This is a genomic window from Streptomyces sp. NPDC058678 (assembly GCF_042714835.1).
Taxonomy (GTDB): Bacteria; Actinomycetota; Actinomycetes; order Streptomycetales; family Streptomycetaceae; genus Streptomyces.
This window is the reverse complement of record NZ_JBHXSG010000053.1, coordinates 20,932-42,811: the sequence shown is the minus strand read 5'-3', so window position 1 is coordinate 42,811 and position 21,880 is coordinate 20,932. Positions and strand designations below refer to the sequence as shown.

Sequence of the window (21,880 nt, the reverse complement as noted above, 5' to 3'; positions counted from 1 at the left end):
GTTGAACCGGGCGGGGCCGTCCGGCCGCACGGCTGTGCCGCCGACTGGGGCTGGCCGCGGGCCGGATCGGGCTGTTGAGACTGCTGATGCACCGACCAGGGCCGCTCGTCACTTCGCTCCGTCCGGCGTTCAACGGGGTGAGGAGCTTGACCGAGAGCTGAGGGCTTTCCGGACAGGGCCGCCCGGCTGGGGTGTGTGGGGGTCCAGTCGGGCGGGCTGAGGAGGCGCCGTCGGCGGCTACCGCAGACGGGGTGCTCAGCTGGCTGGGCTGTCCGATTCGGTTGGGCTGTTGCGCCGCTGGTAATCCCAGTGAGCGAGTATGCGGTGGTCCTCCTGGTGGGGGCCGATCTCGCCGAATCCTGGAGGGAGCTCCCCGACGCGTTTGTAGGCTTGTTCGGTGCGGGGATCGTCGCGGCGAGCGAGAGCGTAGACGATCTCCAAGCGGAGGAGCTGGTGCTCCTCGTCCAGCAGGGCGACGAGGGCGCCCGTGATGGCGGCCGTCCGTTCGTCGGAGGCGCCCAGCGCGATGGCGGCTCGAGCCCGGACGTCGAAGTCGCAGTCCCGGGTGAGGGCCAGCAGGGCATCTCGGAACGCGGGCGTGAGGTGGGCGGCCAGGTCTGCGGCGGTGGAGCGCCGAACCTCGGGGTCGGAATCGCGCGACAGGGCGAGCAAGGTGGTGGCGGCAGCCTCGGTCGGCGGGACTTCCCGCGAGATCAGGCTGGGAACCTGGCTGCGCACGCGCGGGTCAGGGTGGTCGGCGTATCGCAGACCGATGGCCTCTTGGTTGGGGTGCTCCCCGTCGGCATAGACCTCCAAGACCCTGGCGAGCACCATGCCGTCCGGTTCGTCGAGGGCCCAAGCAGCGAGGAACTCAGCGTCCTGCGCGGTGTCCTGGCGTTGGTTCCACCACGTCATGGAGTTGCGGCTCCACACCACGTCGGCGAGGAACCTGCGGTGGACGGGGTCGGGGTGGTGCTGCAGGGCCTTCAGGTCGGACCAGTCCTGCGGGCTCTGGCGCTGACCGACGGCGTATCTGGCGGTGGACCAGTTGATATGGGTCTCGTCCGGGGCCCAGTACGGGACGGCGCGTGCCACCAGCTCCGCCACCGGCGCCAGGATGCCGAACAGCTCTTCCAGTGAGGTGAGGATGGCGCTGTGGCCCGCCCGGACGGTGAGTCATCCGAGGGAGACCTCCTCGACGTCCGTGTACCTGTCGTCGTTGACGAGGCGGCGCGTGGCCGGGCCCGCGGCTCCCGTTCGCCGGTGCAGCTCCTCCTCCTCGCCCGTCTGTACCCAGTGCCGCGCGAGGTCGAGCAGCTGTTTGCGGCAGCCCTCGGGGAGCCGCAGCTGTGGGTCGTTGCCGAGCACGGCACCGACGAGCGTTTGAGCCGAGGTCGACGGCTCGCAGGAGCGGTGTCGTGCCGTCCGGCAACGTGCGGTCGGGGTCGGCGCCGCCGTCCGTCAGGGCCTCGGCAGTCTCGTGGTCGAATGCGGCCACGGCGGCGCAAAGCAGCGGGAGGCCGTCGGGGCCCGGAGCGTTTGGGTCGGCGCCTTCTGTGAGAAGAGCTTTGACCGTGTCGCGGTCCTTGGCGGCTACGGCTGCCACGAGCCGGTCGGTCAGCTCGTGTTGCGGTGCTGGCATCTGCCCCCAGGTTTCCTCGACCAGCACGGTATCCGAGCAGGAGGGGATGCCGATCGTGGGTTTTAGCATGCCCGGGCTGCGTCTACCGTCCCGTCGGGTGCACAGCCGCTACGGACGGCAGTTGGACGGCTGACCTTAAGCGGAGTTCGCCGCCGGTCCTATCGGGAGGGCTGCCCCTGGGTCTCTGACCGGCCCTACTTCTTCCTGAGGACGATGTCGAAGCCTGCCGACGTCCACGACCCTTCCAACCGACGGCTGTCCGGAGTCGGTGTTCCCGCCCGGTGGCGGTCGAAGGGGCGGATGAGGGACTCCTTCACGCCGAACACCGAGTCGCTGTCGAGACCGGGGTCGCCCGCGACGAAGATGTGCGTGATGAGTGAGTGGAAGCCGGGTGCCGTCACCTTGAAGTGGAGGTGCGAGGCCCGCATCGGTGAGCGGCCGGCGTGTTGGAGGAGCAGGCCGACGGGGCCGTCGTCGGGGATCGGGTACGGCGTGGGCGTGAGCGCCCAGAACCGGTAGCCGCCCTCGGAGTCGGCGAACAGGTGCGCGCGCCCGGCGAGGGCACCGTCGTCGTACTGGACGTCGTACATGCCGTCGTCGTCGGCTTCCCACACCTCGATGCGGGCCCCAGGGACCGGGTTGCCGTCCGTGTCCGTGACCGTGCCGTCGACCCACGACGGCTCGCCCTTCGCGCCGCCCGCGATGTCCCCGCCGAGTTCGATCTCGGGGGAGTCCTGGACGAAGAAGGGGCCGAGGACCGTGGACTCCGTCGATTCGCCGAGGCCCGGTTCGTTCACCGCGACGGTGAGCATGGAGATGCCGAGGACATCAGAGAGAAGGACGAACTCCTGGCGGGTGTCGGTCGTGATGTGACCGGACGCGGTCAGGAACTCGATTGCCGCGCCCCATTCGGCTTCGGTGAGCCGGGTCTCGCGCACGAAGGCGTGGGCGTGCCGCACGAGCGCCTGCATGACCTCGCGGAACCGTTCGTCCTTCGCGGTGTCGAAGCTCGCGACGACCTGGTCGGTGAGTTCTTGTTCAGTCGTCCCAGTCATCTCAGGCATCGCAGTCATCAATTTGCTCTTTCGTACTAAGGGCGGTGACCGGCACCGGCATCGGGGTGTCGCCCCGGTACGCGCGGCCCAGCAGTTCGCGTGTCTCGTCGCGGGTGACCCGGCGCGGGTTGGAGTCCGGCACTTGGGCCATGACCAGGTCGGCGGCCCGCTCGAGTTCCTCCTCGGCGAGCCCCAGCTCGCGCAGCGAGGACGGGGGGTCGAGCTGCGCGTAAAGGGCGAGCAACGCGCCGAAGGGGTCGCTGTGTTCGTCGAGCGCCGCTCCGAGGTAGCGGGCCGCTTCGGGTGCCGCGGGGAGGTTGAGGCCGACGACGTGCGGCAGGACCACCGAGTGGAGGGCTGCGTGTTCGAGGTCGTACGCGCCGCCGAGGACGTGACACACCTTGTGGTGCAGCCCGGATCCGGCTCCCGCGAAAGCGACCGCGCCGAGGTAGGTGCCGAAGAGGATCTCTCGGCGGGCCGCGACGTCCTGGCCGTCGGCGACGATGTGGGGCAGTGCGGATGCCAGGGAACGGACGCCCCCGACGGCCAGCGCGGAGCTGATCGGATTGTGCCGGGGCGCCCACCACGCGTCGACGCAGTGGGCGAGGGCGTTGAGGCCGGACGTCACCGACAGCCTCGTCGGCAGCGACAGCATGAGTGTGGCGTCGTAGACGACGACCCGGGGGAGCACCTTCGGGTCTACGCCGGTGCGCTTGTGGCCGTCCTCGGTGAGGCCCCAGACGGGGGTGGCCTCAGAACCGGCGTATGTCGTGGGGACGGCGAGGATCGGCAGCCCGGTGGTGAGCGCCGCCGCCTTGGCGGTGCCCGTTGTCGACCCTCCGCCGACGCTCAGCAGCAGGTCGGCCGTGTGCTGGTGGGCCGCGGCCCGCACGGCCCGCGCCACCTCGGCCGGCACGTGCGGCCGGACGCCGCCGAAGACCGCCACGACCGGGATGTCCTTGCAGATGTCCTCGGCCAGGGCCCGCTCCCCGTCGGCCGCGATCACCAGGACCCGGCTCGCGCCGAGCCCCGCGACCGCGGCCGCCACGTCCTTGCGAACCGTGCCCGAGCCGAAGACGACCCGCTGGCCCCAGGACTCGTAGACGACCGGCGAAGGGGCGAGGGTCATGCCTTCACCGCCCGCGCCCGGGGCACGGCGCCCGCCGCGAACGCCCCGACGAGCGCGGGGACGGCGAAGGCGTAGAAGGCCCACTTGACGTCGGCGCCCGAGGTGAGGACGAACGCGCCCAGGGACGGGCCGGCGATCGCACCGAAGCGGCCGATGGACAGGGCCCAGGCGAGGCCGTTGCCGCGCACGGCGTCCGGATACCTGGTCACGATGAACGCGTTGCCGAGGATCTGCGAACCGATGAACCCGAACCCGCTGATGAACATGAGCACGAACATGACGGGCGTCGGCGGGCGGGTGCTCATCGCGATCAGGCTCACCGTGCCGACCAGGAACGCGACGACCACCACACGCTTGGCGCCGAGCGCGTCCGCGACCCGGCCGCCGACGATGGCACCGACACCGACGCCCAGCCACATCGCCGCCGTCTGCAGCAGCGCCGAGCCGAGGGAGAAGCCGGCGGCCTGCATGATGCTGGGCAGCCAGGTGCTGATGCCGAAGACGAGCAGGAGGCCGCAGAACGACATGGCCCAGAAGAGCAGGGTCGACACCGCGAGGCCGCCCGTGAGCAGCGATCCGAGGCCGAGCATGCGGCCCGGGTCCGACGTCGGCGCGGCGTCCGACGGGGCGAGGCCGAGCTGCTCCTCCACCGCTCTCGCCTCGGCCGTGCGGCCTGTGCGGTTGAGGTGGAACGGGCTCTCCGGGAGCCGGAGCACGAGCGGTATGGCCAGGAACACGGGGAGCACGCCGATCACGTACAGCCAGCGGTACGAGACGTCGGGGAGCAGGGCGGTGCCGAGCAGCGGGGAGAGCAGGGCGCCGGCCGCGTAGCCGCTCATGACCAGGGTGACGTTGCGGCTGCGGCGGCCCGGCTCGCTGAGGTCGGCGACGTAGGCGTTGATCGTCGGCAGTACGACGCCGAGGCCGAGGCCGACGACAAGGCGTCCGGCGCCGAACGACGGGACGCCACCGGCGAACGTGCAGACCGCCATCCCGAGCGAGAACACGGTGGTGCCGACGAGCAGGAGCCGGCGTGGGCCGGTGCGGTGGAGCAGGGCTCCGGCGAGGGCGGCGCCGACCAGCATCCCGATCCCGACGAGGGAGCCGATGGTGCCGGCCTCGGCCTTGTCGATGCCGAGCGAGGGGTCGCCGAGGATCGCGGGGACGCTGACGCCGTACACGGCGAGGTCGTAGCCCTCGAGGGACGCGACCACCCAGGCGGCGATCAGCATGAACGTGCTCGCGGACACTCCGCGGACCTGCGGACGGACGGCGGACTGTGTCGTCATGGCCGGATCCCTTCTCCAGCTGTGGCAGGAGCCTGTGCCGGCTCGACTGCTGAGGCGAGTGTGGTCAGAAGTGCCGGGACGTCCGAGATGACGCCCGCGGTGCCGAAGATGTAGAAGTCGGGCCGCCACAGCACGGCTGCGCGGCCGGTCTCGTCGAACCAGCGTCCGTAGACGCCGCCGACATCGGTGATCCCCTCCGTGGTGAGGCGGCGCTCGGTGAGGTGGTGGACAGCCACGCCGAGACGGGCGGCCACCTCCGTGGTCGAGGCGTCCAGCGAGGCGCCGGCCCGGCCGTCCACGAGGAGCACGAATCCGCGTCCGAGGACCTCGTCGAAGAGCCCTTCGGCGCCGCGCGACTCCACCCGGCCCTGCGGCATCAGGTGCCCGGCCTGCGGGGACTCGTCGCGCAGGCCGGGGCCGAGGCCCGGGAAGCGCATCTTCTCGGGGCGCCCGTCGGCCTCGCGCAGTGCGATCAGGCGGGCGTCCCGCTCCGCGGCGGCCACCGGATCGCGCATGGTCTGTACCCGGCCCAGCTCGATGCCCTTGGCGATGATGGCCCGCACATGCGGCTCGCGTTCGCTCTGATAGGTGTCGAGGAGGGCGTCGTCGGCGCCGCGCAGTACGGCGTCGAGCTTGAAGGCGATGTTCTGGGCGTCGCGGATGCCCGAGCACATGCCCTGTCCGAGGAACGGCGGCATCTGATGGGCCGCGTCCCCGGCGAGCAGGACCCGGCCGCTGCGCCAGCGCTCCGCGACGAGCGAGCGGAACGTGTACGTGGCGACGCGGACGAGTTCGGCCTGCGAGCGGCCGACGTAGTCGGCGACCCGTGCCCACACCCGGTCGGGCTCCCGCTCGACGGGGAAGGAGTCCGCCGAGTCGAGCATGAAGCTGAACCGGTGGTGCCGGGGGCCCAGCGAGATGATCGACACGGGCTGCTTCGGGTCGCACACCTGACGGGCCTTGGGAATGTCCGTGGGGCCGGTCAGGCGGAAGTCGCAGACCATCCACGGCTCGGAGAACCCGTAGTCCTCCTGCCCGGTGCCGAGCCAGGTGCGGGTGAAGCTGTTGCCGCCGTCGCAGGCGACGACGTACCGGGCCGAGACGGCCGTGTCGCTTCCCTCGACCTGGATGTCCACGCCTTGGTGCGTGTTCCGCAGGCCGTTGACCCGGGCGTCCATGCGAATCTCGACGTTCTCGAGGCCGCGGACCAGGCTGTCGAGGGTGTCCTCCAGGTAGGGCTGGTACATCATGTACCACTCCGCCCAGCCCTGGCCGCCGACGGCGGCGAAGTCGTGCTCGATGAGGAGCTCGCCCGCGCCGTTGCGCCACTCGTAGTTCCGCTGGACGTGCAGGGTGGGCAGCAGATCGCGGGAGATGCCGAGGCGGTCGAAGGTCCGCATCGTCTCGTCGTCGAAGATGGCGGCGCGCGGAAGGTTGTAGAGGGTCGGGTAGCGCTCCAGCACGACCACGTCGTGGCCTGCCTGACCGAGCAGCGCCGCGGTGGCCATGCCGACGGGCCCGTACCCGATGACGGCGACGTCGTACACGTGCGTTCCCTTCCGCTCAGACACCCGCGAGCGCGGGCGTGGTGGTGAGGCCGAGGAGCTTCTCGGCGTTCTGGTGGCCGATCTTGAGCCGGTCGGCGTCGCTGATCGGGGCGTTCCGCAGGAACGTCGTGGCCGTCTCGATGTCCTCGAAGGGGTAGTCGGTGCCGAAGAGTATGTGGTCGGCGCCCATCGAGAGCAGGGCGGTGAGCAGCGGGGCGGGGGAGCAGACTCCGCTGGTCGTGATGTAGAGGTTGTGCCGGATGTACTCCGAGGGGCGCCCGCGCTTGAGTTCGATGCCGTGGTGCGCGTGGAACTCCCAGCGGGAGTCCATGCGCCACATCACGTACGGCAGCCCTTCTCCCATGTGGCCGAGGAGCAGCTTGGCGTTCGGGAAGTCGTCGAAGACCCCGCCGAAGATGAGTCGCAGGGCGTGGGTGGCGGTGTCGATTCCCCAGCTCCACATCGGGCCGACGAGTTCGGGGTGACCGGAGAGCACGTGCGCGGTGTCGACGCCGTTGGCCGGGTGCAGATAGAGCGGTACGTCGAGGTGCTCGGCGCGCTCCCAGACGACGCGCAGGGCGGGGTCGTCCAGGTACCTGCCGTGGGTGTGCGCGTTGACGAGGGCGCCGCGCAGGCCGAGCTGGGTGACCGCGCGTTCCAGTTCGTCGGCGGCGGCCTCGGGGTCCTGCAGGGGCAGGGCGGCGAAGCCCGAGAAGCGGTCGGGGTGCCCGGCGATGACGCCGGTGAGGAAGTCGTTGACGGTGATCGCCTGGCGTACGGCGGCCTGCGGGTCCTTCTCCGCCTGGAGGCCGGGGGAGTTGAGTGAGAGCACCTGCATGTTCAGGCCGGCGGCGTCCATGCCGTCGAGGCGTTCCTCGGTGAGGTCGAGGAGCCGCCGGGAGGCCTCGGCCCAGGCATGGGGCTGGGCGATGGAGGCGGTGGAGGTGCCGTGACCCACCAGGTCGGGGGTCACGAAGTGTTCTTCCAGGCCGATCAGCTTCATTCGGAGTTCTCCTCGGGGGATGTCGTACGCGGGATCTCGTACGCGGGCTTCGTTCTGCGTTCGAGGTCCCGTATGCAGGCGGGGTGCGGCGGCGCCCGGCTCGGTGTGAGGGGCCGGGGCGGATGAGAAGCGCGGGTGTGTGCGCCGAAGCAGGAGTGGCTTCGGGCGGCTGCGAAACGGGCCGCCGGTGTGCCGGGAGCAGTCGGGGAAGGGCGACCCCGTCACCGCTCCCGCAGTTCACCAGAACGTAACGCGTTCCGCAATAGTGAATGTAAGATCTGTTGTATCGGCCGCCTCGATAGGCTGACGGCGTTCATGCACCGGCAGGGGAGAAGGCTGCGCTGTGACCACGACTGACCCCAGGGAGAACGGGGAGCGGCAGGGCATCCAGTCCGTCGAGATGGCGATGAAAGTCCTGTTGGCGCTGGAGAGCGGCGGCGGTGCGCTGAGTCTGTCGGCGATCGCGCAGGCGAGCGGCATGCAGCCCAGCAAGGTGCACCGCTACCTCGTCAGCCTCGGCCGCATCGGTCTGACCTCACAGGATCCCGCCTCGGGCCTGTACGACTTCGGGGCCGCCATGCGCCGTATGGGCGCCGAGTCGCTGCGCCGAACCAACGAGGTGGCGGTGGTGAGCGGCCATGCGACGCAGCTCCGCGACCGCACGGGCCACTCCGTGAACCTCGCGGTGTGGGGGGACCGCGGCCCCATCGTGGTGAGCTGGGCGTACGGCACCCGTCCGCTGCCCCTGACGGTGCGCGTCGGCGCCACGCTTCCCCTGCTCACGTCGTCCGTGGGGCAGGTCTTCCTGGCCCACCTGCCCGAGAGCCTCACGGAGGAGGTGCTGGGCGAAGAGCTCCGCGGCAAGGAGGGGGAGTGGACGAGCGAGCGCCTCGCCGCCACCCGGGCGCGGATCCGCGACGACGGACACGTCGTGACGCACAGCGGCGTCATCCCGGGCATCATCTCGGTCGCCGCGCCCGTCTTCGCGGCAGGCGACCCGCTGCCGCTCGCCGTCTCCGTCGTCCTGCCCGAGAGCCTGGGCACACCGGACCACCTCGCCGAGGTGACCCAGGAGCTGCGCGACACCGTGGCCGCCGCCTCGCACGAGCTGGGACACCTGGCGTAGAGCCCCAGGGCCTGTCCGGCGGATCATGCCGGAGACGCGGGGCATTCCACGCCCACCTGCGGCGTTGTCGTCGGTTGCCGACTCCCCCCACGCTCGAACAACCTCGCGCGGGGGGCCCCCATCGCGTCGACGCCCTCCTCCGCCTTGCCGTTGGACGCACCATGCCCCGCTCACGTGCGCCGATAAGGCGCCGCTGCTTTCCTCCGACCTGATCCGCCGGACAGGCCCTACGCGACAGGACGCGGGCCGGCCACCTCGTCGTAGTAGGACTCGGCGGAGGGGCCGAGGATCTCGTGGGCCTCCAGGAACATCTCGTGCGCCTCGTGGCCCACCCAGCCCGCGGGAAGGAGATCGGTCGGCAGGTCCGGGTCGCGGAAGGGGAACTTGCGGTAGTCGTAGGTCAGCCGCATGCGCTCGACCATCGCCTCCTCGGGGCTGAGGTGCCCGGCCCGGTACGACGGCATCCGGCTGCGGTAGGTGCGCAGCAGCTCCCGGTAGTCCTCGTTGAGGGCGGCGAGGTCCCAGCCGCGCGCCGCCATCTCACGGTCGACAGGCAGACCGCCCGACTGGCAGCGCAGGGTGTCCAGGCGTACGGCCGGCTCGTCCGCGAATTTCTCCCGGACCTGCTGGAGCCGGTCGTGCGGGGAGACGTAGGTGGACGGGGCCAGGGGGCCGAAGCCCAGCCAGGCCAGCTCCTTGCGGATGCGGTCGCGTACACCGCGCTCGGTCTCGGGGACCGAGTAGATGACCATGTGCCAGTGCCGGTCCCAGTCGGACGGGGCCCGGTCGAAGATGCGTGAGCGGCCCTCGTCGAGCAGCTGGAGGCTGCGTTTGTTGAGCGTGTAGACCGTCTCCCTGCCCTCGCGCCGGACGTCGAACCAGTCCTCCTTGCGCAGGCGCGCGAGGACCACCCGCACGGTGCTCTCGCCGACACCGAAGCAGCCCATCAGTGCGCTGAGGGTACGCAGCCGGGCGGCGCCGCCGCGATAGCGGACGTAGTCGCCGAACAGGTCGAAGACGATCGATCGAGGCTTCACGAAACCGACTATGCCACAGGGACGGCCGTCGTGACGACGAGTCGCCCGACCGGGAAAATGCCTGCCTCCGCTGGAGAAGCGGCTTCGACGAAGCGCGACAAATTATTCACGCCCGTGTATCCATTGACACGAGATGCGTCCGGGCCTGAGTCTGGGCTCGTACTCGACGTGGAGGCAGGAGCCATGGTTAATCGGATCGCTTGCGTGGGAGGCGGCCCCGGCGGGCTGTTCTTCGCAGCGCTCGTCAAGCAGGCCGATCCGTCGGTCGAGGTGACGGTCTTCGAACGCAACCGCGCGCAGGACACCTTCGGCTTCGGTGTGGTGTTCTCGGACGCGACCCTTGCCGCCATCCACGCGGCGGACCCGGTGCTGCGCACGGCGCTCGCGGACCACGGCCGGCACTGGGACGACATCGAGGTGCGGCTGAAGGGGCAGCGGATACGGTGCGGTGGCAACGGCATGGCCGCCATCACCCGCAAAACCCTGCTCCAGTTGCTGCACCAGAGGGCCGAGGAGGTCGGGGTCGAGCTCCGGTTCAGTCACGAGATCCCCGCGGATCCGGCCGAGCTGGCCGACTATGACCTGATCGTGGCCGCCGACGGGGCGAACTCCGGGTTGCGCGACCGGCTCGCCGACGTGCTGGTGCCGGAGGTGGAGGTCGCGACCGCGAAGTTCATCTGGTTCGGCACGGACTATCTCTTCAACGGCCTGACCTTCGTGCACGAGCACGGCCCGCACGGCACGTTCGCCGTGCACGGCTACCCGATCAGCGACAGCGTGAGCACCTTCATCGTCGAGACGAACGAGGAGTCCTGGCGCAGGGCGGGCCTCGACGAGTTCGACACCGCGCAGCCGCCCGGCCCGAGCGACGAGAAGAGCAAGGCGTACCTGGAGAAGCTCTTCGCCGAGCAGATCGACGGGCACGAACTGCTGGTCAACAACTCCCGCTGGGGCAACTTCCGCACCCGGCGCACCCAGCGCTGGCACAGCGGCAACGTCGTCCTGCTCGGCGACGCCGCGCACACCGCGCACTTCTCCGTCGGCTCCGGCACCAAGATGGCCCTGGAGGACGCCGTCGCCCTCGCCGGCAGCCTCCTCGCCCACCGCGACGACCTGCCGAGCGCCCTGGAGGCGTACGAGGCGGCCCGGCGCCCCTCGGTGGACAAGATCCAGGGCTCCGCCCGGCCGAGCCTGTCCTGGTGGGAGCACTTCGGGCGCTACCACGACGCGTTCGAACCGACGCAGTTCGCCTTCCATTTCATGTCCCGCAGCATCGGCAAGGAACGGATCGGGCGCCGCGACCCCGAGTTCGTCGACCAGGTCGTACGGGACTGGCGGGCGGCACACGACGGACGCGATCCCCTGGACACCCCCTTCAGGGAGTTCAGCGGGCGACGGCTGACCGCACAGGAGCTCACGGCGTTCCGCTCCGAGGGATGCCTGTGGCTCACCGCACCCGAGGTTGAGTCTCGACTACCGCAGATCTACGACGAGTTGGCCGACGCCCTGAGTGGTGACACGCCCCCGGACCTGGTCGCCGTACAGGGCGGAACCCCGCTCACCCGGTCGTTGCTCGCCGAACAGGCCCGGCTGGTGCACGGCATCCCCGCACTGATCGTGGAGGACACGATGGACGACGACCGTGCAGAAACGTTGTTGCTGTCCGGGCGCGCCGACCTGGTGGCGGGGGAGCAGGCATGAGCACCGACCTGACGCCGCTCTTCGCGCCCGAGGGCGTGGTGGTGATCGGCGCCTCCCGGCAGAGCGGAAAGCTGGGCGCCGCCATGGCCCGCTCGCTGGCCCCCTTCCCCGGCGCCCGCGCCCTGGTCAACGCGCGGCGCCCGGAGCCCGGCGAGGGCGTGTACGCCTCGGTCGCCGAAGCGGCCGCGCACACCGCCGGACGGCTCGACCTGGCGGTCCTGTGCGTGCCCGCGGTCGGCTGCGCGGACGCACTGGCCGAAGCGGCCGCCGCAGGCTGCCGTGCCGCGCTGGTCTGCGCCGGCGGTTTCGGTGAGGCGGGCCCGGAGGGCGAGGCGCACGCGGACGCCCTGCGCCTCGTCGCCCAGGAGACCGGGATCCGGCTGCTCGGACCGAACACCTCCGGATTCTTCGCCCCCCACCTCGGACTCACGGCCAGCTTCGTGCCCGCGGCAGGACAGCTCCCGGCCGGGGACATCGCGGTGGTCGCGGCCAGCGGCGGCGTCAACCACGCGCTCTCCTTCGACCTGGTCGCCGCCGGCAACGGCATCAGCCTCGGCGTCGGCATCGGGGCAGGCCTCGGCGTCACCGCCGCGGACGTCCTGGCCCACCTCGCGGGGGACGGTCGTACGACGGCCGTGGCGCTGCATCTGGAGACGGTGCCCAACGGGCCACAACTGGTCGAGGCCGTAAGGCTGGCGGCCTCCGTCAAGCCGGTCGTGGCCCTGGTCGTCGGCCGCAGCGACGTCGGTGACTTCGCCCGGTCGCACACCGGAGCGCTCGCCACCTCCTGGCGTACGACGCGGGCCGCGCTGCGGCAGGCCGGGGCAGTGGTCGTGGACGACGAACGGGAGATGGTGGACGCGCTCACCGCCCTGTCCCGCATCCAACTGCCTCCCCTCCCGGACCCCGGGCTCGCCATCGTGACCGCCCAGGCCGGGCCGGGGCTGCTGCTGGCGGACCGGGCGGGCGCCGACGGCATCCGGATGCCGGAGCTGGCCGAGAGCACGCAGCGGGCGCTCGGTGAACTGCTGCCCCCGCTCACCTACCAGCGCAACCCGGTCGACACAGGCAGGCCCGCCGAGACCTTCGCGCGCGTGCTGGCCACGACGGCCACGGATCCGGCGGTGGACCTGCTCGCCGTCTACGCCCTCACCGAACCCGACAGCGTCGACCTCGCCTCGGCCGCCCAGGGCGCCGGCCTCGGTACGGACTCCCCGGCCGTGGTGGTCGTCGGCGGCCTGCCCGAGGATGTCGCCGAACAGCGGGCGCGGCTGCACAAGGCGGGGATTCCGGCGCTGACCGGGCCCGCTTCCGCCGCCAATGCCGTACGGGCCCTGGTGACGCATGCCCGACAGCGGGCCGTGCGCACCGACGGGTCGCTGCGGGAGACGACCGCTGGCGTGCCGTCCATGCCGCCGGGCGGCGTGTCCATGCACAAGGCGGGGATCCCGGCACCGGCCGGACCGACTTCCGCCGCGAATGCAGTCCCGGCCCCGGTGACGCATGCCCGACCGCAGGCCATGCGCACCGACGGGTCGCTGCAACAGACGGCCGCCGCCGTGCCGTCCGGTCCGCTGGACGAGGACGCCGCCAAGACGTTCCTCGCCTCGCTCGGCATCCGCACCCCGAACCGTCTCGCCTGCGACACGCGCGCCGATGCCCACCACGCCCTGCGTCTGCTGGGCGGGCCCGTCGCGGTCAAGGTGCTCGACGCCGCGATCCTCCACAAGACGGAGATCGGCGGAGTCCACCTGGGTGTGCGCACCCCCGACGAACTCGACGCGGCCCTGGACGCCATCGGCTCCGACCGCCGCTACCTGGTCGAGGCCATGGCCCCGGCCGGCGTCGACCTCGTGCTCGGCGCGCGACGGGACCCCGTGTTCGGGCCGGTCGTCCTCGCCGGGCTGGGCGGCACGGCCGCCGAGGCGCTCGCCGACGTGGCGATCCGGCTCGCCCCGCTCTCCGTCCCCGAGGCCGCCGGGATGCCCGACGACCTGGCTGCCCGCGCCCTGCTCGACGGCTGGCGCGGTGGGCCCGTGCTGGACCGCGCCGAGTTCGGGCGGGTCGTTTCGGCACTCGGCGCCTGCCTCGCTGCGAGCCCCGACACCGCCGAGATCGAGATCAACCCGCTGCGGCTCACCGCCGACGGACTGATCGCACTGGACGCCGTGATCGTCCCCGCCGCTTCACCCGCACAGCACCGCTAAGGAGAACGACCATGCCCAGGCCGAGCAGCAAAGGCGCTGTGCCCTGGCCCGCGGAGTACGCCAGGCGCTACGCCGACAAGGGCTACTGGCAGGGCCACGCGATCGGCGACCGGCTCCACGCCGTCGCCGACGCCGCTCCCGACACGGTCGCGCTCGTCGACGGCGACCGGCGGCTGACGTACCGGCAACTCGCCGAGCACGCGGACGCCGTGGCACTGCGGCTGGCCGCGCTCGGGCTCCGCCCGGACGACCGGCTCGTGGTGCAACTGCCCAACACCGCCGAGTTCGTGATCCTCGCCTACGCCTGTCTCCGGCTCGGCGTCATCCCGGTGATGGCACTGCCGGGACACCGCAGACACGAGATCGGCTACCTGGTCGAGCACAGCGAGGCCGTGGCCATCGCGGTGCCGGACGTTCTCAAGGACCACGACCACCAGGCGATGGCCTTCGAGGTCGCCGACGGCTCACCGACCCTTCGGCACGTCCTCGTACTCGGCGACAAGGTCGGCGACGACGCCGTGGACCTGCGGGAGCTGTGCGCCGCTCCCGGCACGCCGGCGGACCGGGCCGCCGTGGACGCGTACCGGTCGGACAGCCGCTCGATCGCCGTCTTCCTGCTCTCCGGCGGCACGACCGGACTGCCCAAGCTGATCACCCGCACGCACGACGACTACCTCTACAACGCCCGCCGCAGCGCCGAGGTCTGTGCATTCGGCGCCGACACGGTCTACTTCGCCGCGCTGCCCCTCGGGCACAACTTCCCGCTCGCCTGCCCCGGCCTGCTGGGCGTGCTGCTGAACGGCGGCCGGGTGGTGCTGGGTTCCCCCAACCCGGAGAAGGCGTTCCCCATCATCGAGCGAGAAGGCGTCACCGCCAGCGCCCTGGTCCCGGCCATCGCCCTGCGCTGGCTCGACCACCACCGCGAACACCCCGGAACCGACCTGAGCTCGCTGCGCATCCTCCAGGTCGGCGGCTCCCGGCTCGCCGACCACGTGGCCCGCCGTGTCCGCCCCGAACTCGGCTGCACACTCCAGCAGGTGTTCGGGATGGCCGAAGGCCTGCTCAACTACACGCGCCTGGACGATCCGGAAGACGTCATCTGTACGACGCAGGGGCGCCCCATGTGCGAGGACGACGAGCTCCTCGTCGTCGACGAACTGGGCAACCCGGTCTCCGACGGGATCCCGGGGGTGCTGCTCACCCGCGGGCCGTACACCCCGCGCGGCTACTACCGCGCCCAGGAGCAGAACGCCCGCGCCTTCACCGAGGACGGCTGGTACCGCACCGGCGACATCGTGCGGCTGCTTCCCGACGGCAACCTCGTTGTCGAGGGCCGCGACAAGGACATGATCATCCGGGGCGGGGAGAACATCTCCGCCGAGGAGATCGAGAACTTCGCCTACCAGACCCCCGGCGTCGCCCGCGCCGCCGCCGTGGCGATGCCCGACGCACAACTGGGCGAGCGCGTCTGCCTCTACGTCGTACCGGAACCGGGACACACGGTCGCCCTCGACGACATCCACCTCGTCATGGAGAACGCGGGCACCGCCCGCTTCAAGTTCCCGGACCGGCTGGTGACGGTGCCCGAACTCGCCGCCACCAAGGTCGGAAAGATCGACAAGAAGGCCCTGCGCGCCGACATCACGCGCCGCCTCGACGCCGAAGGAACCCCAGATGACCAGTGACTCCGTCATAGCCCCGGAGGAGACGGACCCCGAACTCCGCAAGCTGTACGACGGCTTCGCAACCGCCGGACTCATCCCCCTGTGGACCGAGATCGGCAACCTCATGCCGCTCACCCCGCAGCCCGAGGCCGTCCCGCACGTCTGGTCGTGGGACACGCTCCTCCCGCTCGCCCGCAGGGCCGGCGACCTCGTGCCGGTCGGGCGCGGCGGTGAGCGCCGCGCGATAGCGCTCGCCAACCCGGGCCTGCCCGGCCGACCGTACGCGACTCCCAACCTGTGGGCGGCGGTCCAGTACCTCGGCCCGCGCGAGGTCGCCCCCGCGCACCGGCACTCACAGGGCGCCTTCCGGTTCATCCTGGAGGGCGAGGGTGTGTGGACGGTCGTCAACGGCGACGCGGTCGAGATGCGCCCCGGTGATCTGCTCCTCACCCCGTCGATGCACTGGCACGGTCACCACCACGTCGGCGACGCGCCGATGGTCTGGCTGGACGGCCTGGACATCCCGCTCGTGCACCGCCTGGACGCCGGGTTCTTCGAGTTCGGCGAGGACGGGGTGTCGGACCGCTCGACCCCGTCCCGCTCGCGCAACGAACGCCTCTGGGGCCACCCGGGACTGCGCCCGATCGCAGCCCCCAGCACCCCCGACTCCCCGCTCATGGCCTACCGCTGGGCCGACACCGACGACGCCCTCACCGCCCAGCTGGAGCTGGAGGACGAGGGGTACACCGGCGTCATCGAGCCCGGCCATGCCGGCATCCGCTTCACCAACCCCGCCACCGGCCGCGACGCCCTCGCCAGCCTGCGCACCGAGATGCACCGCCTGCGCCCGGGCACCACCACCGCCACCCGCCGCACCGTCGGCTCGTCCGTCTGGCAGGTCTTCCGCGGCAGCGGCACCGTCACGCTCGACGACCGCGAGATCGAGGTGTCCGTCGGTGACCTGATCGCGGTCCCCTCCTGGTGCGCCCTGACCATCGCCGCCGACACCCAGCTCGACCTGTTCACCTTCAACGACGCGCCGCTCTACGAGGCACTGAACCTCGCCCGCACCGAAACGACCGGGAGCACCTCCTCATGAAGCTCGCCACCATCCGCACCGCCGACGGCACGGTCGCCGTCCGCCTCGACGGCGACCGTGCCGTGGAGACCGGCACCCCCGACGTCGCCGCCCTGTTGCGCCGCCCCGACTGGCGTGCGTACGCGGCTGCCGCCGAAGGGCCGGCGCACGACGTGGCGGTTCTCGACTTCGCCCCGGTCGTCACGACGCCCGCCAAGATCTTCTGCGTGGGCCACAACTACCGCGCCCACATCGCGGAGATGGGCCGCGAGATGCCGTCGTACCCCGCTCTCTTCGGCAAGTTCGCCAACGTCCTGCTCGGCGCCCGCGACGACATCGTCCACCCGGGTGAGACGGAGGAACTGGACTGGGAAGCCGAACTCGGTTTCGTCATCGGTTCGCAGCTGCGCCGCCGGGCGACCAAGGAGGAGGCGGCGGCCGCGATCGCCGGCTACACCGTCGTCAACGACATCTCCATGCGGGACTGGCAGTGGCGTACCCCGCAGTGGCTGCAGGGCAAGGCGTGGGAGGCCAGCACGCCGGCCGGGCCCTGGCTGGTGACCGGCGACGAGATCGACGACGCGGCCGACCTCGAGATCCGCCTGGAGGTGGACGGGCAGATCATGCAGCGCTCGCGCACGTCCGACCTGCTGTTCACCCCGGCGGACATCGCCACGTACCTCAGCACGTTCACGACGCTGGAGCCGGGCGATCTCGTCCTCACCGGTACCCCGGGCGGGGTCGGCGCGGCCCGCGACCCCAAGGTGTTCCTGAAGCCGGGCCAGGTCGTACGGACCGTGGTCGAGGGTGTCGGGGAGTGCGTGAACACGGTCGTCGAGGACAAGCCGTGAGCAAGCCGGAACGGGTTCTCGGGTGGGTCGAGGACGGACAGTACCGGCTGCGACAGGCGGTCGACGCGTTGCCGGAGAACGCGGCCACCGAACCGTCCGCGCTGCCCGGCTGGACCCGTGGCCATCTGCTCACCCACCTCGCCCGCAACGCCGACGCCCTGGTCAACCTGCTGACCTGGGCCCGGACAGGCATCCCGACACCCATGTACACCTCGCCGGACCAGCGCGTCACGGACATCGAGGCGGGCGCCGGACGGCCTCTCGCCGACCAGCGGGCGGACGTACGGGAGTCCGCCGCCCGCTTCCGGAAGGCCGCCGACGCACTCTCGGCCGACGCCTGGTCGGCCACCGTCGTCAGCGCGCAGGGCCGGGAGATCCCGGCGTCGGAGGTGCCGTGGCTGCGGGCCCGCGAGGTGTGGATCCACCTGGTCGACCTGCGGGTCGGCGTCGACATGGACGCGCTGCCGCCCGACTTCGCCTGGGCCCTGGTACGCGATGTGGCCGGGTGGCTGTCGGCTCGCGTCGAGCCGGGCATCGGCGCCGAACTGGCGGCGCAGGGCCACGGCACCGTCGTACTCGGCACGCCCGCCCCGGGCGTCACGGTCACCGGACCGCCGTACGCCCTCGCCGCCTGGCTCACCGGCCGGGGCAGCACCCAAGAGCTGCGTGAGCTGCGTGTCACGGGTGGACTCCCGGACCTTCCACGCTGGTTGTGAACCCAGCTTTCGTCACCCGATCACTGATTCACCCGATCACTCGACCACTCGATCAAAGGAGACCGACATGAGCGAGACCTTCGTACTGGTGACCGGAGCCTGTCACGGCGGATGGGCCTGGCGCCCGGTCGCGACAGAGCTGAGAGCCGCCGGGCACCTGGTGCACACCCCCACCCTGGCCGGGCTGGGCGCCGACGACGACCCGCGCGGCGTGACCCTCACCGACTGCGTGAACAGCCTCGTGGACTATGTCGAACGCGCCGGGCTGACCGACATCACCCTGGTCGGCCACAGCTGGGGCGGCTACGTCATGACCGGCGCGGCGCCGAAGCTCGCTGCCCGGCTGCGGCGCCTGGTCTTCTGGAACGCGTTCGTGCCGCAGGACGGCGAGTCCCTGATCGACGCGTGCCCGCCGCACTACGGCGAGATGTTCCACGCCGTGGCGTCCGCCTCCGGCAACGACACAGTGACGTTTCCCTTCGAGGTCTTCCAGCAGGCGTTCATGCAGGACGCCAGCGAGGAGACCCAGCGCCTGATCCACTCCCTGCTCGTCCCGCAGCCCCTCGGCACCTTCACCGAGAAGCCGGACACGACGGCGTTCGCCGCACTCGACATCCCCACCGCCTACATCCTGGCCACCGAAGACCTCGCCCTTCCCGGCGAGTGGGCCTGGGCCGACCGCTTCCTGCCACGGCTCAAGAACCCCCTGGTCATCGAGACCCCGGGCAGCCACGAGGCCCTCTTCACCCGCCCCGCCGAACTGGCCGACGCGTTCGTCCGGGCCTGTGCGGCATAGGCGGCCACCCACATCACGCGTTGGGCCGCGACCGACCGCCGACATACCCCACTCTCTCGAGCCGCCATCGCCCAGGCGGAAGCCTGGCCGATGCGGCGCATGGGAGGTCGATCAGGTTCCGGACCGGGGAGGGAGCGCCGGTGGACGCCGCGCTGCGGCGACGTGCGGGTCCCGACGCTCACGGGCGGTGTACCAGCCGATCCCGAGTACGACGGCCAGCCCCACTTCGTCCACGTCGCCGCCGTAGTACATCAGGCGGGCCGCGCTGTGCAGGTCGCCGGCGGTGAAGGCGGTGCCGGGCGGCGGTGAGCTGTAGAGGGTCTTGGCCAGCACGGCGTGTACCGCACCGGCGGCCAGCAGGGTGCCTCCGCGGACGGCGGGGCTCCAGCGGCGGCGCAGCGGATCGAGCTGGCACACGGCGAAGGCAAACAGCAGCCCGGCGGCCACCACATGCGCGTGCACCACGGCGTGCAGGAGGGCGCTGTGCTCCGTGGCGGCGAACAGCCGGGTGCGGTACAGCAGGCACAGGCCGCCGACGTCCAGTAGCGCCGCCAGCGGCGGGAAGATGAGCCGGCTCACGGGCCGGGAGTGCGCGAGTGCGAGCAGGCCCCGGCGGGCCGGGCCGGCGGGAAGCGCGCGCAGGGCCAGGGTGAGGGGACGGGCCAGGGCGATCAGGAGGGGGCCCGCCATGCCGGCGAGGAGATGCTCGGCCATGTGCCTGGTGAAGGACCCTCCCTGTGTTGGCCCCCCCGCCGCCCAGGTGATGGCGAGGACGCCCGCGGCGAAGGACGCGTCCCGTCGGCGGGTCCAGGCGTCTCCCCGGCGCCGCAGCCGCGCGGCCCCCGTCCCATAGGCGGCGGCCACCAGCAGCCCCGCCACGACCATGCACAGCCCGGCCGCACCGAGACCGGTGGCCGCGTCCGGGTGGACGTGCGCGAGCCTCACGCCGCCGTACCGGCCCTGTCGCGGCGGACCGCACGCAGGCCGAGGACCACACCGACGAGCAGCAGGGCCAGGCCGGCGAGGTTACCCGCCCAGTCGTACGGGGTGACGTCCACGCCGTAGCGGATCTGGTGGACTCGCAGCAGCTTGTGGTCCACGATCCCGTCGAGCAGCTGGAACGCCCCCAGCCCGAGGAAGAATCCGGCCCGTGCGTTGGCCGGCGCCAGCGTCCGGCGGCGGCGCAGGTCGGCGTAGAGGAAGGACCCGGCGACGAGCCCGAGCAACTCGGCCGTGTGCAGCAGCCCGTCGGACAGCAGGCCGACGCCGGTGGTGGACCGGTCGTAGAAGTGGTGCCAGCCCAGGAGCTGGTGGAAGACGATGTCGTCGAGCGCCGCCATCACCGCCTCCCGGCCGGTACGCCGGGCAGGCGTACGTCTGCCATCACGAACGGCGTGAGCCTCACCCGGCCCCCGCCCTCGTACTCGTCCACGACGGAGGCCGGAGCACCAGCGCCCGGACCGCTTCCACCCAAAGCGACCAGTGGACGAACGTCTGCGTAAGCCGGCGCACCCACAGCGCCGGCAGCCGCACCCACTGATTCGCACCGTTCGCCACCACGCACCGTCACTCGCCTCGCCCAGCCGGTGGAAACGCAGCGTGCGAGCACGGGGTCCACATGATCCGCCCCGCGAGCGGGTGCGTGCTTCAGCGCCCGCGGGGCGGCTCGGAATGCGGCCTTGCGCCCGAACGGCGTGCATGTGCGGCCGTCCGGGCGTGTGCGGTGGCCGGGACCTCTGGATGGCTAAAGCCTGACTGCGGTGCCCTGGCACCGACATGCAGTACGGCGTCGGGGGTACTGCACTCGCCCGTCCTGACAAGGAGCACCCCCATGACCTTCAATCCCCTGGAACAGCGGGGCATCCCGCTGGACCGCCAGCTGCGCAGCTGGCGCGAGCTGAACGTGCAGCCGATCGACCCCGACCGGTGCGACCCGTACACGCGGTGCCGAATCATCACGATGAACGGCATCGAGGTCGAGGCGATCATGTTCAGCCACACGCTGGCCCGGAACACCGTCGATCCCGAGGTGAAACGTCAGCTGGCCCGGACGCGTTACATCGAGGCGCAGCAGCAGAAGGTCGTCAACTGGCTGCTGCCCGGCGTGTCCTCTGTGCTGGAGACGACGATCGCGTACGAGCAGGTCGCGGTAGACCTCACCGCTTGGGTGGCGCGGATGGAGCCGGACCCGTATCTCAAGCAGGCATACCAGTTCGGCGTGCTGGAGGACTTCGACCACCTGTACCGGTACGCCAACCTGTACGAGATGATCGAGCACCGCAAGGCGGAGTCGATCGTCGACGGGTTGACGGAGGTCATGCCGGGCCGGCCGACGAAGTACCACCACCGCGACCCGTACGACAACGTTCGCGACGCGTACGCCAAGGGCGAGACGGACCCGTTGTCGAAGCTGCACGCGCTGACGATCATGTCGGCGGAGCAGCAGACCATGAACTTCTACATGAACACCGGCCCCACCTACATGGAGCCGATCGCCCGGCAGCTCTACCAGGAGATCGGGCTGATCGAGGAGGAGCACGTCACGCACTACGAGTCCCTGGTGGACCCGGGTGAGACGTGGTGGGAGCAACTGGTCAACCACGAGTACAACGAGTGCTACCTGTACTACTCCTTCATGGAGCAGGAGAGCGACCCCAGGGTCAAGGCGATCTGGGAGCTGCACCTGAACATGGAGCTGGAGCACCTGCACACGGCCTGCGACCTGATGCGCCGCCACGACGGCCGGGAGCCGCAGGAGGTCCTGGCGCCGGAGCTGCCGAACGTGCTCACCTTCGAGCCGAACAAGCAGTACGTGCGGGAGCTGCTCGACACCCAGATGGACCTGACGACGCTCGGTGCCGGCTATGTGCGCGAGGCGCACGAGCGGTTCGAGCGGATGCAGGAGCAGATCCACGGCGGCGAGGAGCCGCCGAGCGAGCAGGTCATGGTGGAGCACGGCGAGATGTTCGGCCGTGAGTACCGCGTCCAGTCCGAGGGCGAGCACCCCGACCCCGCCATGCGCGAGAAGTGAGGGAAGCA

General features: G+C 71.2%; 19 protein-coding genes and 1 pseudogene. 9 read left to right on the top strand and 11 right to left on the bottom strand.

Going from position 1 to position 21,880, the window contains the following annotated elements; genetic code table 11:
- Positions 1-255 precede the first annotated feature (255 nt).
- From ACFWWR_RS35845 to ACFWWR_RS35810, 8 genes and pseudogenes are all read right to left on the bottom strand, one after another.
- Entirely contained in the window at positions 256-1,107 is an 852-nt protein-coding gene (locus ACFWWR_RS35845) for a HEAT repeat domain-containing protein (protein WP_384307728.1), read from the bottom strand.
- 69 nt (positions 1,108-1,176) lie between these two features.
- Complete coding sequence (locus ACFWWR_RS35840; protein WP_384307756.1) at positions 1,177-1,368, bottom strand: hypothetical protein; 192 nt, start codon at positions 1,366-1,368, stop codon at positions 1,177-1,179.
- Positions 1,369-1,444: 76 nt separating this feature from the next.
- A pseudogene (locus ACFWWR_RS35835) lies at positions 1,445-1,642 on the bottom strand (hypothetical protein); the annotation flags it as partial.
- A 194-nt stretch (positions 1,643-1,836) separates the two neighbouring features.
- On the bottom strand, positions 1,837-2,697 hold the full coding sequence (locus ACFWWR_RS35830; RefSeq protein WP_384307726.1) for a dioxygenase: 861 nt from the start codon (positions 2,695-2,697) through the stop codon (positions 1,837-1,839).
- Between the two features lies 1 nt (position 2,698).
- A complete protein-coding gene (locus ACFWWR_RS35825; RefSeq protein WP_384307723.1) occupies positions 2,699-3,826 on the bottom strand; it encodes a maleylacetate reductase in 1,128 nt (375 codons plus the stop codon).
- Entirely contained in the window at positions 3,823-5,115 is a 1,293-nt protein-coding gene (locus tag ACFWWR_RS35820) for an MFS transporter (protein ID WP_384307720.1), read from the bottom strand. Before ACFWWR_RS35820 ends, ACFWWR_RS35825 begins: the two co-directional genes overlap by 4 nt.
- Complete coding sequence (locus ACFWWR_RS35815; protein ID WP_383875003.1) at positions 5,112-6,662, bottom strand: bifunctional 3-(3-hydroxy-phenyl)propionate/3-hydroxycinnamic acid hydroxylase; 1,551 nt, start codon at positions 6,660-6,662, stop codon at positions 5,112-5,114. Before ACFWWR_RS35815 ends, ACFWWR_RS35820 begins: the two co-directional genes overlap by 4 nt.
- Positions 6,663-6,678: 16 nt before the next feature.
- On the bottom strand, positions 6,679-7,665 hold the full coding sequence (locus tag ACFWWR_RS35810; protein WP_384307717.1) for an amidohydrolase family protein: 987 nt from the start codon (positions 7,663-7,665) through the stop codon (positions 6,679-6,681).
- A gap of 343 nt (positions 7,666-8,008) precedes the next feature.
- Between ACFWWR_RS35810 and ACFWWR_RS35805 the strand changes: the two genes are divergently transcribed.
- Positions 8,009-8,791: an IclR family transcriptional regulator gene (locus ACFWWR_RS35805; protein WP_383875006.1), complete on the top strand. Its 783-nt coding sequence runs from the start codon at positions 8,009-8,011 to the stop codon at positions 8,789-8,791.
- Positions 8,792-9,018: 227 nt separating this feature from the next.
- On the opposite strand, the gene ACFWWR_RS35800 is transcribed toward ACFWWR_RS35805, so the two are convergent.
- Positions 9,019-9,828: a PaaX family transcriptional regulator C-terminal domain-containing protein gene (locus tag ACFWWR_RS35800; protein ID WP_383875008.1), complete on the bottom strand. Its 810-nt coding sequence runs from the start codon at positions 9,826-9,828 to the stop codon at positions 9,019-9,021.
- A gap of 183 nt (positions 9,829-10,011) precedes the next feature.
- Here ACFWWR_RS35800 and ACFWWR_RS35795 point away from each other — a divergent pair, with 183 nt between their 5' ends.
- The 7 genes from ACFWWR_RS35795 (at position 10,012) to ACFWWR_RS35765 (ending at position 18,841) form a co-directional block, all read left to right on the top strand.
- Positions 10,012-11,529, top strand: a complete 1,518-nt coding sequence (locus ACFWWR_RS35795) for an FAD-dependent monooxygenase (protein WP_384307715.1) — start codon at positions 10,012-10,014, stop codon at positions 11,527-11,529.
- Positions 11,526-13,736 carry an acetate--CoA ligase family protein gene (locus ACFWWR_RS35790; RefSeq protein WP_383875011.1) on the top strand — a complete coding sequence of 737 codons (2,211 nt, stop codon included), beginning with the start codon at positions 11,526-11,528 and terminating at the stop codon, positions 13,734-13,736. The genes ACFWWR_RS35795 and ACFWWR_RS35790 overlap by 4 nt, the downstream gene beginning before the upstream one ends.
- Before the next feature lie 11 nt (positions 13,737-13,747).
- Positions 13,748-15,421 (top strand): (2,3-dihydroxybenzoyl)adenylate synthase, encoded by a 1,674-nt coding sequence (locus tag ACFWWR_RS35785; RefSeq protein WP_383875013.1) that lies wholly within the window; start codon positions 13,748-13,750, stop codon positions 15,419-15,421.
- Positions 15,411-16,499 (top strand): cupin domain-containing protein, encoded by a 1,089-nt coding sequence (locus ACFWWR_RS35780; RefSeq protein ID WP_384307712.1) that lies wholly within the window; start codon positions 15,411-15,413, stop codon positions 16,497-16,499. Before ACFWWR_RS35785 ends, ACFWWR_RS35780 begins: the two co-directional genes overlap by 11 nt.
- On the top strand, positions 16,496-17,329 hold the full coding sequence (locus ACFWWR_RS35775; protein WP_384307710.1) for a fumarylacetoacetate hydrolase family protein: 834 nt from the start codon (positions 16,496-16,498) through the stop codon (positions 17,327-17,329). The genes ACFWWR_RS35780 and ACFWWR_RS35775 overlap by 4 nt, the downstream gene beginning before the upstream one ends.
- Positions 17,326-18,045, top strand: a complete 720-nt coding sequence (locus ACFWWR_RS35770) for a maleylpyruvate isomerase family mycothiol-dependent enzyme (protein ID WP_384307707.1) — start codon at positions 17,326-17,328, stop codon at positions 18,043-18,045. Before ACFWWR_RS35775 ends, ACFWWR_RS35770 begins: the two co-directional genes overlap by 4 nt.
- Positions 18,046-18,112: 67 nt before the next feature.
- Positions 18,113-18,841: an alpha/beta fold hydrolase gene (locus ACFWWR_RS35765; RefSeq protein WP_384307704.1), complete on the top strand. Its 729-nt coding sequence runs from the start codon at positions 18,113-18,115 to the stop codon at positions 18,839-18,841.
- A 111-nt stretch (positions 18,842-18,952) separates the two neighbouring features.
- Here ACFWWR_RS35765 and ACFWWR_RS35760 read toward each other — a convergent pair whose 3' ends face one another.
- Both ACFWWR_RS35760 and ACFWWR_RS35755 read right to left on the bottom strand, forming a co-directional pair.
- Positions 18,953-19,786 carry a cytochrome c oxidase assembly protein gene (locus ACFWWR_RS35760; protein ID WP_384307702.1) on the bottom strand — a complete coding sequence of 278 codons (834 nt, stop codon included), beginning with the start codon at positions 19,784-19,786 and terminating at the stop codon, positions 18,953-18,955.
- The gene (locus ACFWWR_RS35755; protein ID WP_384307699.1) at positions 19,783-20,181 is read right to left on the bottom strand and encodes a DUF2243 domain-containing protein; all 399 of its coding nucleotides are present in this window, start codon (positions 20,179-20,181) and stop codon (positions 19,783-19,785) included. Before ACFWWR_RS35755 ends, ACFWWR_RS35760 begins: the two co-directional genes overlap by 4 nt.
- 491 nt (positions 20,182-20,672) lie before the next feature.
- On the opposite strand from ACFWWR_RS35755, the gene ACFWWR_RS35750 reads away from it, so the two are divergent.
- Positions 20,673-21,872 carry a hypothetical protein gene (locus ACFWWR_RS35750; RefSeq protein ID WP_384307696.1) on the top strand — a complete coding sequence of 400 codons (1,200 nt, stop codon included), beginning with the start codon at positions 20,673-20,675 and terminating at the stop codon, positions 21,870-21,872.
- The last annotated feature ends 8 nt before the right edge of the window (positions 21,873-21,880 follow it).

Coding starts and splice junctions, on each gene's coding strand:
- ACFWWR_RS35755 (WP_384307699.1), bottom strand. CDS start 20,181: ATGGCGGCGCTCGACGACATCGTCTTCCACCAGCTCCTGGGCTGGCAC.
- ACFWWR_RS35750 (WP_384307696.1), top strand. CDS start 20,673: ATGACCTTCAATCCCCTGGAACAGCGGGGCATCCCGCTGGACCGCCAG.
- ACFWWR_RS35810 (WP_384307717.1), bottom strand. CDS start 7,665: ATGAAGCTGATCGGCCTGGAAGAACACTTCGTGACCCCCGACCTGGTG.
- ACFWWR_RS35795 (WP_384307715.1), top strand. CDS start 10,012: ATGGTTAATCGGATCGCTTGCGTGGGAGGCGGCCCCGGCGGGCTGTTC.
- ACFWWR_RS35820 (WP_384307720.1), bottom strand. CDS start 5,115: ATGACGACACAGTCCGCCGTCCGTCCGCAGGTCCGCGGAGTGTCCGCG.
- ACFWWR_RS35765 (WP_384307704.1), top strand. CDS start 18,113: ATGAGCGAGACCTTCGTACTGGTGACCGGAGCCTGTCACGGCGGATGG.
- ACFWWR_RS35785 (WP_383875013.1), top strand. CDS start 13,748: ATGCCCAGGCCGAGCAGCAAAGGCGCTGTGCCCTGGCCCGCGGAGTAC.
- ACFWWR_RS35780 (WP_384307712.1), top strand. CDS start 15,411: ATGACCAGTGACTCCGTCATAGCCCCGGAGGAGACGGACCCCGAACTC.
- ACFWWR_RS35790 (WP_383875011.1), top strand. CDS start 11,526: ATGAGCACCGACCTGACGCCGCTCTTCGCGCCCGAGGGCGTGGTGGTG.
- ACFWWR_RS35775 (WP_384307710.1), top strand. CDS start 16,496: ATGAAGCTCGCCACCATCCGCACCGCCGACGGCACGGTCGCCGTCCGC.
- ACFWWR_RS35830 (WP_384307726.1), bottom strand. CDS start 2,697: ATGACTGGGACGACTGAACAAGAACTCACCGACCAGGTCGTCGCGAGC.
- ACFWWR_RS35825 (WP_384307723.1), bottom strand. CDS start 3,826: ATGACCCTCGCCCCTTCGCCGGTCGTCTACGAGTCCTGGGGCCAGCGG.